The sequence below is a fragment of the Thiomicrospira sp. S5 genome, assembly GCF_003991075.1.
GTDB classification, from domain to species: domain Bacteria; phylum Pseudomonadota; class Gammaproteobacteria; order Thiomicrospirales; family Thiomicrospiraceae; genus Hydrogenovibrio; species Hydrogenovibrio thermophilus.
In genome coordinates, this window is the sequence record NZ_CP014470.1 from 1,579,921 (window position 1) to 1,593,209 (window position 13,289).

At 48.1% G+C, this 13,289-nt stretch carries 11 protein-coding genes; 5 read left to right on the forward strand and 6 right to left on the reverse strand.

What is annotated here, in order from left to right; genetic code table 11:
- Window positions 1–109: 109 nt before the first annotated feature.
- From AYJ59_RS07270 to AYJ59_RS07290, 5 genes are all read left to right on the forward strand, one after another.
- Window positions 110–1,597: an RNA polymerase factor sigma-54 gene (locus AYJ59_RS07270; RefSeq protein WP_127119720.1), complete on the forward strand. Its 1,488-nt coding sequence runs from the start codon at window positions 110–112 to the stop codon at window positions 1,595–1,597.
- Between the two features lie 120 nt (window positions 1,598–1,717).
- Entirely contained in the window at window positions 1,718–4,321 is a 2,604-nt protein-coding gene (locus tag AYJ59_RS07275) for a glycosyltransferase family 2 protein (RefSeq protein WP_127119721.1), read from the forward strand.
- 124 nt (window positions 4,322–4,445) lie between these two features.
- Complete coding sequence (locus AYJ59_RS07280) at window positions 4,446–5,381, forward strand: hypothetical protein (protein WP_225972268.1); 936 nt, start codon at window positions 4,446–4,448, stop codon at window positions 5,379–5,381.
- Window positions 5,382–5,436: 55 nt separating this feature from the next.
- Window positions 5,437–6,138 carry a response regulator transcription factor gene (locus AYJ59_RS07285; protein ID WP_029938110.1) on the forward strand — a complete coding sequence of 234 codons (702 nt, stop codon included), beginning with the start codon at window positions 5,437–5,439 and terminating at the stop codon, window positions 6,136–6,138.
- A 102-nt stretch (window positions 6,139–6,240) separates the two neighbouring features.
- Window positions 6,241–7,737: an ATP-binding protein gene (locus AYJ59_RS07290; RefSeq protein ID WP_237260288.1), complete on the forward strand. Its 1,497-nt coding sequence runs from the start codon at window positions 6,241–6,243 to the stop codon at window positions 7,735–7,737.
- Window positions 7,738–7,765: 28 nt separating this feature from the next.
- On the opposite strand, the gene pyrF is transcribed toward AYJ59_RS07290, so the two are convergent.
- From pyrF to aroA, 6 genes are all read right to left on the reverse strand, one after another.
- Window positions 7,766–8,473 (reverse strand): orotidine-5'-phosphate decarboxylase, encoded by a 708-nt coding sequence (pyrF, locus tag AYJ59_RS07295; RefSeq protein WP_127119723.1) that lies wholly within the window; start codon window positions 8,471–8,473, stop codon window positions 7,766–7,768.
- A 49-nt stretch (window positions 8,474–8,522) separates the two neighbouring features.
- The gene (locus AYJ59_RS07300; protein WP_051673360.1) at window positions 8,523–8,870 is read right to left on the reverse strand and encodes a LapA family protein; all 348 of its coding nucleotides are present in this window, start codon (window positions 8,868–8,870) and stop codon (window positions 8,523–8,525) included.
- A gap of 61 nt (window positions 8,871–8,931) precedes the next feature.
- A complete protein-coding gene (locus AYJ59_RS07305; protein ID WP_029938106.1) occupies window positions 8,932–9,237 on the reverse strand; it encodes an integration host factor subunit beta in 306 nt (101 codons plus the stop codon).
- Between the two features lie 118 nt (window positions 9,238–9,355).
- Complete coding sequence (gene rpsA / locus AYJ59_RS07310; protein ID WP_029938105.1) at window positions 9,356–11,029, reverse strand: 30S ribosomal protein S1; 1,674 nt, start codon at window positions 11,027–11,029, stop codon at window positions 9,356–9,358.
- A 197-nt stretch (window positions 11,030–11,226) separates the two neighbouring features.
- On the reverse strand, window positions 11,227–11,898 hold the full coding sequence (gene cmk / locus AYJ59_RS07315; RefSeq protein ID WP_029938104.1) for a (d)CMP kinase: 672 nt from the start codon (window positions 11,896–11,898) through the stop codon (window positions 11,227–11,229).
- Between the two features lies 1 nt (window position 11,899).
- Window positions 11,900–13,237 (reverse strand): 3-phosphoshikimate 1-carboxyvinyltransferase, encoded by a 1,338-nt coding sequence (gene aroA / locus AYJ59_RS07320; RefSeq protein ID WP_029938103.1) that lies wholly within the window; start codon window positions 13,235–13,237, stop codon window positions 11,900–11,902.
- Window positions 13,238–13,289: the final 52 nt, after the last annotated feature.

The window sequence follows — 13,289 nt, forward strand, 5'->3', positions numbered from 1 at the left end:
TAAATCTCTATGCCAAGATAATACCGTTTTGGCGAATTTTCGATTATTATATAACCATTACTGAGATACTCAACCATTAATCATTTCGGGCACCAAGGAGAGATTCTCTATGGCGTTAATGCCGGGCTTACAAATCAATATCGGTCAACAGCTCAAACTGACACCGCAGTTGCAACAATCCATCAAAATCCTGCAATACTCCGCGTTGGAAGTTCAGCAAACCATCTCCACCACGCTTGAAACCAACTTCATGCTGGAACTGGATGAAGACCGCCCGGAAGACGCCGAAGAGTTCGCTTCGGAAGAAGATGCCGCCGAAGTCTCGGATGCCAGTGAAAACGAGATTGACATCGAAGCATCCGACACCCTGTCCGACGATTTACAAATCGACTGTGAATGGGAAGAGGTGTATACCGACATCTCCCCTGTTTCCAGTTCAATCAAATCCGACAACGATGATTACACCTCTCCGGAAAACTATACTTCGTCCGAAGTGACCTTGAGTGAAAAGCTGTATTGGCAATCGGATATTTATTCCTGGACCGAAACGCAAGAACTCATTGCGTCTTATATCATTGACGACATCAACGATGAAGGTTACTTGAAAACGCCATTGGAAAACATTCTGGCCGATATTCAGGAAAAAGAACCCGACCTGCTGATTCACCTGTCGGACATCGAAGGCGTTTTATCGGTCATCCAGCAGTTTGAGCCGACCGGCGTCGGCGCGCGTGACTTATCGGAATGCTTGATTCTGCAACTGAAAGCCTTGCACCAGAACCCATATGTCGTCACTGCCATCAAAATCATCGAAGAAAACTTCGATTTGCTGAGTGTTCGTGACTATAAACGCATCAAAAAGATTTACCTTTTGAATGACGATGAACTGACCGAAGTGATTCAGGTGATCCAATCGCTCAGCCCGAGACCCGGTCGAGAGTATTCGTCGACCCAGGGTGAAATCGTGATTCCGGATTTAAAGCTGTATCGCACCAAAGACGGCTTTATGGTGGAACTCAATCAGGATGCGTTCCCGCGCCTGACTATCAATTCGGCATACATCAATATGGCGGGCGACTTAGGCTCCAGTAGCCAGGAAGCCAAACAAATCAAAGAACAACTGACTGAAGCGAAAGGTTTGATTAAAAGCATCCAAAGCCGAGGGGAAACCCTGCTGCGTGTCGGCAAATACATTGTCGAGAAACAAGCTCGCTTCTTCGATGAAGGCGAACAAGCTATGCAGCCGATGGTGTTGCGCGACGTGGCCGAATCGCTTGAATTGCACGAATCCACCATTTCCCGTGCCACCAACCAGAAATACATGCAGACGCCACGCGGCACCTTTGAACTGAAATACTTCTTCTCCACCGGCGTGTCGCAATACGGCAGCGAGGATCAATCCGCCATCGCCATCAAATCGCACATCAAGCAATTGATTGACGATGAAGATCCAAACAAACCGCTCAGTGACAATAAACTCATGGCGTTGCTGGAAGAAAAAGAAATCAATGTTGCGCGCCGCACCATTGCCAAATATCGCGAGGCGATGCACATTCCATCGTCCAGCGAGCGCAAAAAACTCAATAAATTTAAATAAGTTTTAGCTGACTTCTTGGTCGACACAGACAAGTCGTCTTCATATATTGTTACGAAAAAGTAACAATCTGTTAAAATATTTTTCTTTCCATCGCTGGATAGTGAAATATTTCAAACAGTTATGCAAAACTTACTCATCTTATTATCATTCGCTCTTTTCACATTTGGTTCTTACGCTTATTTTAATAAACCACTTGAAGAGCCATCCTGGCCAACCACAATTCCCGGTTTTGCATTTTCCCCATATCATTACGATCAAAGCCCTTTCTCCGGAATTTACCCAACCACAGAATCAATTGAAGAAGACCTGGAAATCTTATCCGGAATGGTTCACGCTATTCGCACATATTCGGCGACAGGCGTATTTGGTGAGATCCCCGAACTCGCTGCAAAACATAACATTAACCTTGCGCTTGGCGCCTGGATTGATGGTGACTTCGAAACAAATGAACAAGAACTGAAAGCTCTGGAAGAGATTGTTCATCGTCCGCCATACAATGTTGTGCGCGCCATTGTCGGAAATGAGGCGGTACTGAGAAAAGAAATCAGCGTTGATCAAATGTCCGCTTACCTTGAAAGAATGCAAAAGGCGCTGGATGTTCCTGTGAGTACCGCCGAGCCATGGCATGTTTGGATGAAATACCCGGAGTTGGCCGAGCATGCAGATTATCTCGCCGTCCATATGCTGCCCTTCTGGGAAGGTGTTCCGGTAGAAAGTGCGGTTGATTATATTGTCGATAAAATGGCTTTGCTGAGCGAAAACTTTCCCAACAAACCGATTGTCATTGCCGAGGTAGGCTGGCCCAGTAATGGACGCAGCATCAAAGAAGCTTCTGCTTCAAATGCCAACGAAGCCATTTTTTTAAGACGCTTCCTCGATAAAGCCCGAACAGAAGGTTACGTTTACTACGTCATGGAAGCTTTTGATCAACCTTGGAAAGCCGATCTGGAAGGTGCTGTCGGGGCTTACTGGGGTGTTTATGATGTAAACCGTCAGCCCAAATTCGAATTTTATAAACCCATCATTCCGATTAAAGAATGGCGAATTCTTGCCATTGCATCCATTTTATTAGCGGTATTTTTAGTGCTTTTCTTACTGATGGATAGCCGTAATTTGAAAAAACGCGGACGAACCTTCTTGGTTGCCATTGCGTTCTTCGCTTCCTCCGTTATTATTTGGGTTGTTTATCAGCACACCCTGCTTTATCAAGACTGGATCAGCCGAATGGTTGGCCTCTTACTGATGCTTGGGGTCATGGGTGTTTGGCTGGTTATATTGGTTGAAGCGCACGAATGGGCCGAAGCCCTTTGGTTACGGAAACATCGCCGGCTTTTACTACCCTCTTCTTTTCCAGAAACGACTTCAACCTCTCGAGATTGGCCGTTTATTTCCGTTCACGTACCGGCTTATAATGAACCACCGGACATGATGATCGAGACCCTCGATGCGCTTTCTCGCCTGGATTATCCGAGTTTCGAAGTACTGGTCATTGATAATAACACTCAAAATGAAAATGTCTGGCGACCGGTTCAGCAACATTGCAAAAAATTGGGCGCAAAATTTCGTTTTTTTCATGTTTCGCCGCTGGAAGGATTCAAAGCCGGGGCCCTGAATTTCGCATTAAAACATACGCATACGGAGGCCGAAGCCATTGCTGTGATCGACAGTGATTATCAGGTTGAATCGGATTGGTTAAAACGCTTGGTCGTGCATTTTGACGAACCGGAAGTGGCAATTGTGCAAGCCCCGCAAGACTATCGTGATTTCAATGAAAATGCCTTTAAGGCCATGTGCTACGCCGAATATAAAGGCTTTTTCCATATCGGCATGGTGACCCGCAACGAACGCAATGCCATCATCCAGCATGGCACCATGACATTGGTTCGACGAAAGGTTCTGCAAGAAGTCGGTGGTTGGGGTGAAACGACCATTACCGAAGACGCCGAACTCGGCCTTAAAATTTTCGAACACGGCTATCAAGCCACTTATGAATCCACCAGCTATGGCCGAGGCGTCATGCCGGATACCTTTATGGATTACAAAAAACAACGTTATCGCTGGGCTTATGGTGCCATGCAGATTATGCGTGAACATGCCGGCGCCCTTTTCCTCAACCAAACACACTTAAACCTCGGGCAACGTTATCACTTCATCGCCGGCTGGTTGCCTTGGATTGCCGATGGTTTCAATTTTATTTTCACGCTATTGGCCATCATCTGGTCATTATTAATGATCAGCAACCCGGTTCACTTTAATGCGCCGAATATTATGATTTCACTGGTGCCGATTTTATTCTTTGGTTTCAAACTGTTGAAGATGCTGGCCCTTTATCGGACTCGAATGCATGCCAGTTTTGTTACGGCTACGGGCGCGGCCGTGGCCGGGCTGGCATTGTCACACACCATTGCAAAAGCCGTATTGTCTGGTTTGTTTATCGGTCGAAAAGTGCCCTTTTTACGAACCCCAAAAGGGCGCCAGTCGGCGGCGATTTTGCAAGCACTGAAAGACGCCGGCCAAGAAACCGCACTGGTCACGATTTTAGCATCATTAGTGCTGGTCATTTACTGGCGAGTGGGCTTCGAATCACTTGAAACATTGTTTTGGTGCATCGTGCTGGGTGTGCAAATGATGCCTTATTTGGCAGCCGTAATCTTATCGACCATCAGTGCGTTTCCATCCGTTTCCGCTCGATGGCTGCGATTCAATTCAGTGACAACCGGCTAATTTTTGGAATTCGATAAAGCCATGCAGTAAAATGTTTGCTATAAACCATTTTGACCAGGCCTGGCCTTTTTGGGGGTTGGCCGCATAAAGACGACCATTCATTTATATAATTAGGAATATCGGGATGATCATACCAAAGCAAGCCGTTGAACAACGTCAAGAAGCTGCTCAGCAACAATGGGAAGCGCAAGCCGATTTTAAAGAGTACATGTCTGCCGTAAACCCGCCGATGCCGAAAATCGATGTTGTGGACTACCCTTCCAGTCTGCATGAGCAGGGCGACACACGCATTATTCCGTTTGATTTATCGAAAAGCCTGGATATTTCATACCCGGCGACCAGCCCGAACCTGATGGCGAACTTCATCAAAATCAACCCGAACGATACCCTGAAGACCCAGGCACAGGCGACATCGCAAATGTTTTTCGTCATTCGCGGTGCCGGTAAGACACAAATGTCTGAAGGAACCATTGAATGGAAAGAAGGTGATTTGTTCACCTTGCCAGCCGTTCCGGATGCCTTACACACTGCCACAAAAGACAGCGCCTTGTATTGGGTGCATGACGGCCCGTTGCTGAATTACCTCGGCGTCGCACCGAAAACCAAGCGCTTTTCACCGGTGCTTTACACCAAAGAACGCCTGACCAAAGAACTCAATGCGATTCGTGAAGAAGCCGCCGGCCGAAATCGCACCGGCGTCCTATTGGCAAACCCGCATTTTCCGCAAACCATGACGCTGACCCATACGCTTTGGTCGCTGTACAACGCCTTACCGGCTGGCGTGGTGCAAAAACCGCACCGCCATAACTCCATTGCATTGGATTATTGCGTGGATGCCGGGCCCGACACTTACACCATGATCGCCAAGGAAATCGATGCCGACGGCAACCTGATCAATCCGGTCAAGGCTATGTGGACGCCAGGTTCAGTTTTCGTCACCCCGCCGGGTTGGTGGCACTCGCACCACAACCATTCCGACCAGGATGCCATTGTGCTGCCGATTCAAGATGCTGGAATCATTATGAATATGCAAGTACTGGACTTCCAATACATCGCGTAAGCGGCATAGAATAAAGCGATTAGGGAATAACCCGTATTGTGGAGAAAACACGGCTATGTTAAACACCGATTATACCATCACCATTATCGAAGACGATCCGCTTCAGTTGGAAAACCTCGAAACCGCTTTGACCGAACAAGGCTTCCAAGTCAAAGCCTTTACCGAGCGTAAACCCGCTGAAGCCAGCTTTGATGAAGCGTTACCAGACCTGGTCATTTCCGACATCATTCTCGGTAATGAAATCGACGGCGGTTTTGAACTGGCCAAGCACCTGTTGTCTTACGAAAGAGCCATTCCGGTGATTTTCCTGTCGGAGCGCCAATCCGAATTCGATATTTATACCGGCCATGCCTTAGGCGCTATCGACTATTTACCCAAGCCCATCAGCTTGAGCGTTCTAACCGCCAAAGTCAAAAACCTGCTACGTATTACCGGCACGGCGCCGACGGCGGACAAGGTCGAAAAATCGATTATTGACGGTTTGCGCTTGGCCAACGAAGAGTTCAAGGCTTACTGGCAGGATAAAGCGCTGGACTTGACCGCCACCGAATTTGAAATGTTGAAGCAGTTCGCTTTGACCGGTGAGCGCGGTGTCGTTACCTACGACACACTGCAGGAATCCACTCAAGGCGTGGTTGAACGTAACACCATCAATACCCATATTTGTCGTATCCGTTCTGCGTTCAAGAAAATCGATCCGGAGTTCAACTTGATTCACAACGAATATGGACGCGGCTACAGCTGGTATGAAAAATAGCCAGGCCTGGCTCATTCCGGAGAATCGCACTTAAGGAGCCATATGCAAAACAAGCCCCCTTTTCAATTGCGACTCTCCATTCGAACAAGGTTTTTTATCTTATTGTTATTGCTAACAATATTGCCTTTTCTCGCCTATAAGTTTGCGGTGGACCTTCACCGCCTGCTCTTGAAAAACCAAGCCATTATCCAGCAACAAACCGTTGTCAACTTATCTTATATTCTGGAAAACCGTACCGATCTCTGGGCATTGCAGATTCAAGCCGGTAACCCCACCAGTCAATTGGCCCACCTCAACCTGGAAAAATCCGTGCTGTGGATTGTCAATGAATTCGGGCAGGCCACGTATGTCGTCGGCCGCTTACCCAATTACGACGAAAGCGCACAAAAAAACCGCGATCCCTTCAGTTTATTGGGCCACTTTTTGATTAAGACGTTTTCAACGATCATCCCCTACACCTTGCCCTACCCGTATCCGCAAAGCAAGACCCCGGAAATTGCCCTGATTCGCCAAGCCATCAATGGCCGGACCTTTCAGCAATACCGAATGAACCGCGACAATCAGCCGATTTCGTTGATGTCGGCGACACCTTTACGTTTGCAAAACAAAATCATCGGCGCGGCGGTTTTGGAACAAACCATGGACAGCCTGTTATCCGAATCGTTGAACTATTTTTATCGATTAATCGGTATCGGTGGCGTGGTGTTTCTACTGGTGATTTTGGGCGCGATTTTTTACACCGCCTCCCTCTCCAATCGCATTGTCCGCCTGGATAAGGACGTTAGCAACACCTTCGATAACTACGGAAAGGTCAACCAGCTTTCCTTCCCGGATACACGCATTCGCGGGTATCATGACGAACTGTCCGATCTGCGCCACCACATTTACGAAATGCTCACGCAATTGTCATCCTATGAACGTTATCTGAAGCAGTTACCGCGCACCTTGCGGCATGAAATCCATAATCCGTTAAACCGTCTATCGATGTCGCTGTCGCTGTTGGAAAAAGACGTGGAGCACAAACAGGTCCAATACTCCAAGCATGCCCTGGAACAGCTCAAACAAATCATCGCCTCCCTGTCCGAAGCCTCAAGCATCGAAGACAGTTTGCACTCTCAAACACCGGAAGCCTTTGACGTCGGCGAGATGCTCCAACATTATCTGGACAGCATTCGGGAAACCAACGACGCCAGTGAAATCGAAGTCGATTACCGCTTGAAAAATAATACCTTATTACTGGGTGATGGCTTCATGATTGAACAACTGATGGATAAGCTCATCAGCAATGCCAAAGACTTTAACGATCATCGTTCGCCCATTAAGGTTTCCGCCCACCAAACCGACAAAGATGTGGTGATCTCGGTCCAGAACTCCGGACCGGCCCTACCAAACGGTTATGAAAAACAAATATTCGACGGCATGATGTCGATTCGGGAAGTGAATGCCGACGATCAAACCCACTTAGGGCTAGGGCTGTTCATCGTTAAGCTAATCACGGATTTTCACAAAGGCAATGTCGAAGCCTATAACCTGTTTAACGCGGACGGCGAAGCTTACGGTGTGGAATTTCGGCTGGAGCTGCCGATTTATAAGGCTTAAATCGACAGCTTTAAAATCAGATAAAAACTTATCGAATGGAATCGTTGATGGATTTCAACACGGCCACCGGATCCGCCGCTTGAGTAATCGGTCGACCGACCACCAAATAACTCGAACCGGCTTCCATCGCCTGTGCCGGCGTCATGATACGGCGTTGGTCATCGCCGGCACTGTTGGCCGGGCGGATGCCGGGCGTCACCAAGCAAAAGTCGTCACCCAACTGGCTACGAATGGCGCTGGCTTCTTGTGCGGAACAGACCACACCATCCAAACCGGACGATTTGGCCAGGCCTGCCAATCGCAAGACATTTTCTTTCGGTGTGCCGGGCAGCCCGATTTCCGCCAAGTCGGATTGCTCCATACTGGTCAGAACCGTCACGCCAATCAATAAAGGCGGCTGTTCACACTGCATCACCGCTTCCTTGGCGGCCTCCATCATGCGACGACCACCCAAAGCATGCACGTTCAGCATCCAAACGCCCAGCTCAGCCGCCGCTTTACAAGCCATCGCCACGGTGTTGGGAATGTCATGGTATTTCAAATCCAAGAATACATCAAAGCCTTTGCCGACCAGTTTTTCCACCAACTGAGGTCCGCCGATGGCAAACAGTTCTTTTCCTACCTTCAACCGACACAGGTTCGGTTCCAATTGTTCAACAAATGAAAGCGCTAAGGATTCTTTTGGAAAATCCAACGCCACCACGACCTTGGGGTCGGAAGAAATCATATCAGTCATAAATTACTCGTAAATCAAAATAACGTAAAGGCTAGAAGACGGGCTTTTTTCAAGGTTTGGAAAGCATTTCAAGTGAGGTTGACGCATCGGCGCTTTCCGGTTGTTTTTTCTGCAAATCGAGAATGTCTTTTTTCAAACGGATGATTTCATCCATTTGTTTTTTATTGTTTTTTTCGGAACGTCTCAGTTCCCACTTTAACTTAATCAATTGTGAAAAGGCGTAAAAGCCCGCCAACAGCATACCGATAACCACGGCAATGGCCAATAACAATGAAAGCGGAATTTCGATTTGCGTCCAAAAAACATCGAATGGAACGATGGCTGGGTTAAGAACCCCTAAAATCAGACCGGCAGACAGGAATAACAGCGTGATGATCAGTGAAAGAATTCGAGACATAAAAAAAGGCCACAATATTTTTTCAATATTGTAACCTTTTCATAATTGAGTTGAAATGATATTAACCGATAATATCGGTAAAATCCTTTGACTCATCCACACGATCCCGCAAGGATTTCCCTGGCTTGAAGTGCGGCACACGTTTTGCAGTTAACTGGACTTTCTCTCCCGTTTTCGGGTTTCGGCCCATGCGTGCTTTTCGGTGATGGAGACTGAAACTTCCAAAGCCACGAATTTCAATTCTGTCGCCTTCTGATAAAGTGTCTATCATCGAGTCTAAGATTTGGTTGATCGCCAGTTCCACATCCTTTTGACTAAACTGAGTCTGCTTTCGGGCTATCAATTCAATTAATTCTGACTTCGTCATTGTAATTTGTCTCTTTCTTCATTCATTAAAAATGAATCGTTGTCCGGCCGAAGTACATAGACATAGGGCCGGATTGAAAAGGCCGATTCAGGTGCAGAGCACCCGAATCTCACAACAATTACTCTTCAGAAGAAAGTTGACCTTTTAGCAAATCACCCAGAGTGTTTTGGGCTTGAGGTTGGTTTGCAGAATAGTCCTTGACGGCATTCGCTTCTTCTTGAGCCGCTTTGGCTTTAACAGAAAGCGATACGCTGCGGTTCTTACGATCCACATTCGTGATTTTCGCTTCAACGGAATCACCAACTTTCAAGACAGAGCTGGCATCACGTGTATCTTCTTCCAGCTCGGAAGCACGAAGATAACCTTCCACTTCTTCTGCCAAGTCGACAACCGCACCTTTCTCGTCAACGGATTTAACCGTACCGGTTACGATGCTGTTTTTACCGTTTTCAGCGACAAATTCACCGAATGGGTCTTGCTCAAGTTGTTTCAAACCAAGAGAGATACGCTCACGCTCAGGGTCGATAGACAAGATAACCGTTTCAAGCTCGTCGCCTTTTTTGAATTCGCGAACCGCTTCTTCACCAGACTGAGACCAAGAAATATCCGTTAAGTGAACCAAACCGTCGATGTTGCCATCCAAACCGATGAAAATACCGAAATCGGTGATCGATTTGATGCTGCCAGTGATTTTGTCACCTTTGGCGTGGGTTGCAGAGAACGCTTCCCAAGGGTTGACGGTACATTGCTTGATGGACAAGGAGATACGACGACGTTCTTGATCAACGTCCAAAATCTTAACTTTAACTTCCTGACCCAAGTGAACCACTTTGGATGGGTGGATGTTACGGTTAGTCCAATCCAGTTCAGATGTGTGAACCAAACCTTCGATACCGTCTTCGATCTCAATGAACGCACCGTAGTCGGTGATGTTCGCCACTTTACCCATGATTTCAGAACCAATCGGGTAACGCGCAACCATATCGGTCCATGGATCTTCTTGCAATTGTTTCATGCCTAGAGATACACGGTTCTTCTCACGGTCGAACTTCAATACCTTCACTTCAATCTCATCACCCACTTGGATGACTTCAGAAGGATGGTTTACACGACGCCAAGCCATGTCAGTGATGTGCAATAGACCATCGATACCACCAAGGTCGATGAACGCACCGTAGTCGGTCAAGTTCTTAACGATACCGCTCAATACTGAACCTTCTTCCATATTGGCCAGAAGCGCTTCACGCTCAACAGAGTTTTCAGCTTCAATAACGGCGCGACGAGAAACGACAACGTTGTTACGTTTACGGTCAAGTTTGACCAGTTTCAATTCAACTTCTTTACCTTCCAAGAAGCCGAAGTCGCGAATTGGGCGGACATCCACAAGTGAACCCGGAAGGAATCCTCGGACACCTTCAACATCAACTGTTAGACCACCTTTAACTTTACCGGTTACCATACCGGTAACGGTTTCGCCATCTTCAAGAGCCGCTTCCAAACGATCCCAAGTCTTAGCGCGTTTCGCTTTTTCGCGAGAAAGACGCGTTTCACCGAAACCATCTTCCAAAGTCTCAAGATAGACTTCAACGTCATCACCAACAGCCACTTCCAACTCACCGTTGGCATTTTCAAATTGGCTCTTAGGAATCGCTGACTCGGATTTCATACCGGCGTCAACCAGAACGGTTTCTTTATCGATACCAACAACTTTACCGATAATCAAAGAACCGGTTTGGAATTTGTCTTCTTGCAAAGACTGCTCAAATAATTCAGCGAAAGATAATTCACTCATGGATAATTTACCAAATTTTCTTAGCCGCTCACTTCTGTCGTATTGGGGTTTCCAGAAAGTTAACGGGTCCGTTATTAATATTGCCGACATCCCAACAAGTCAACAAATCGTCAAAAAACAAAATCCCCATTCGTCAACCGAACGAGGATTTTAATAAAATCTTTTAATTCAATAAGTTAGATTATTTTAATGCTAACTTACTTGATTAACCCATGTTTCCATAATTGATCCATCGCCAATTTGCAGACCTCATCGATGCTTAAATCGGTTGTATCGATTTCCAACGCATCGTCTGCCGGAACCAATGGAGAGGTCTTCCGAGTGCGGTCGCGCTCGTCCCTTTCCATAATGTCTTGAGTTATTTGGCGAATATTAACATCAACCCCTTGATTTTTCAACTGTTTAACTCGCCTTTTTGCCCTTTCTTCCGCCGAGGCCGTCAAAAACAGCTTAACCGGCGCATTCGGGAAGACCACTGTACCCATATCTCGCCCGTCCGCAATCAAGCCAGGCGGTTGCGCATAGTCTTTTTGGCGTTTCAATAAGGCGGCGCGCACTTCCGGAATCGCTGCCACTTTAGACGCCATGGCCGCCACTTCTTCGGTGCGCACTTTGGCGGTAATGTCCTGGCCTTGGTACAGGATGCTGGTTTCGATAAACTCCACCGGCAGGTTTTCAGCCAATTCCACCAGGCCTGGCAGATTGTCCAACGCCAAGTCTTGGTCGAGCACACCGTACGCCAAGCTTCGATAAATGGCGCCGCTATCCAGTAAGTGGAAGCCGGTTTTGCAACACAGGTATTGCGCCAAGGTGCCCTTTCCGACACCGCTTGGCCCATCCACCGTGACGATTGCTTCGGTTGTTTCCATATTAAGCCTCCTCGGCGACAACATGCATGCCGACCTGATTAATCAATTCAATGAACGTTGGAAAGGATGTATTGACATTGGCGCAATCGTCCACGATCACATCCGACGCGGCGCGTAATCCGGCAACGGTCGCCGCCATGGAAATTCGGTGGTCATGGTGACTTAGAATCGGTGCGGATTGCGGTGCTTGTTGTCCCCCTTCGATAATCATGCCATCTTCGGTTGGCGTGGCTTGAATGCCAAGCGCATTCAAAGCATCCGCCATTACTTGAATGCGGTCGGACTCCTTGACACGTAGCTCTTCGGCACCGGTCAACACGGTGCGCCCTTCAGCTGCGGAAGCCGCAACAAACAACACAGGGAATTCATCAATTGCCAAAGGGACCAAATGCGGTGGAATGTCGATCCCCTTCAATTTCGACGAACGGATTCGGATATCCGCCACCGGTTCGCCACCAACCGTCGCTTCGTTCTCAAGCGTAATATCGGCGCCCATCAGTTTGAGAATATCCAATACTCCGGTACGAGTCGGATTGATGCCGACATGCTCAATCATCAAATCGGCTTCTTCGGCAATCGCCGCCGCCACCATAAAGAAAGCCGCCGAAGAAATATCCGACGGAACATCGATATCGGACGCCGCCAAGGACTGACCGCCGGTGAGCGATACACGCGTTCGCATATCGTCCAGTTTTTCGGACACCACATCATAACCGAAACCGCGCAACATGCGTTCAGTATGATCTCGTGTCGGTGCCGGTTCCTCAACCGCGGTCTGCCCTTCCGCATAAAGTCCTGCCAACAGAACACAAGACTTCACCTGCGCACTCGCCATCGGTAACACATAATCAATCGCTTTCAACGGACCGCCGCGCTTGATTTTCAACGGTGGCGTCCCGCCGGCTTCGGTTTCGATTTCAGCGCCCATTTCCGCAAGCGGATCGGTCACCCGCTTCATCGGCCGTTTGGATAAGGAAGCATCGCCAACCAGTTCACATTCGAAATCCTGGCCCGCCAAAATCCCGGCCATCAAACGCATGGCCGTCCCGGAGTTCCCCATGTCCAACGGGTGAGTCGGTGCTTTCAAACCTTTCAGGCCTACACCGTGCACGGTGACACGGCCATTATCCGGGCCTTCAATCTCCACGCCCATGGCCTGAAACGCCTTCAAGGTCGCCAAGCTGTCTTCCCCTTCCAAAAAGCCGGTGATGTGAGTGGTGCCGTCGGCAATGGCGCCGAGCATAATACTGCGGTGCGAAACCGATTTATCGCCCGGTACACGGATGCGCCCGTGAATTTTCCCGCCCGGACGGACTTTGAATTGAATGTTTTCTGACATAATCAACTTTCCTGAGGTTTACAAGCCCGCCGGTAAGACTTCCGGCGACTCG

What these genes read in the sequence shown, in the direction of transcription:
- AYJ59_RS07270 (WP_127119720.1), top strand. Translation starts at nt 110, where the DNA reads ATGGCGTTAATGCCGGGCTTACAAATCAATATCGGTCAACAGCTCAAA.
- AYJ59_RS07275 (WP_127119721.1), top strand. Translation starts at nt 1,718, where the DNA reads ATGCAAAACTTACTCATCTTATTATCATTCGCTCTTTTCACATTTGGT.
- AYJ59_RS07280 (WP_225972268.1), top strand. Translation starts at nt 4,446, where the DNA reads ATGATCATACCAAAGCAAGCCGTTGAACAACGTCAAGAAGCTGCTCAG.
- AYJ59_RS07285 (WP_029938110.1), top strand. Translation starts at nt 5,437, where the DNA reads ATGTTAAACACCGATTATACCATCACCATTATCGAAGACGATCCGCTT.
- pyrF (WP_127119723.1), bottom strand. Translation starts at nt 8,473, where the DNA reads ATGACTGATATGATTTCTTCCGACCCCAAGGTCGTGGTGGCGTTGGAT.
- AYJ59_RS07300 (WP_051673360.1), bottom strand. Translation starts at nt 8,870, where the DNA reads ATGTCTCGAATTCTTTCACTGATCATCACGCTGTTATTCCTGTCTGCC.
- AYJ59_RS07305 (WP_029938106.1), bottom strand. Translation starts at nt 9,237, where the DNA reads ATGACGAAGTCAGAATTAATTGAATTGATAGCCCGAAAGCAGACTCAG.
- rpsA (WP_029938105.1), bottom strand. Translation starts at nt 11,029, where the DNA reads ATGAGTGAATTATCTTTCGCTGAATTATTTGAGCAGTCTTTGCAAGAA.
- cmk (WP_029938104.1), bottom strand. Translation starts at nt 11,898, where the DNA reads ATGGAAACAACCGAAGCAATCGTCACGGTGGATGGGCCAAGCGGTGTC.
- aroA (WP_029938103.1), bottom strand. Translation starts at nt 13,237, where the DNA reads ATGTCAGAAAACATTCAATTCAAAGTCCGTCCGGGCGGGAAAATTCAC.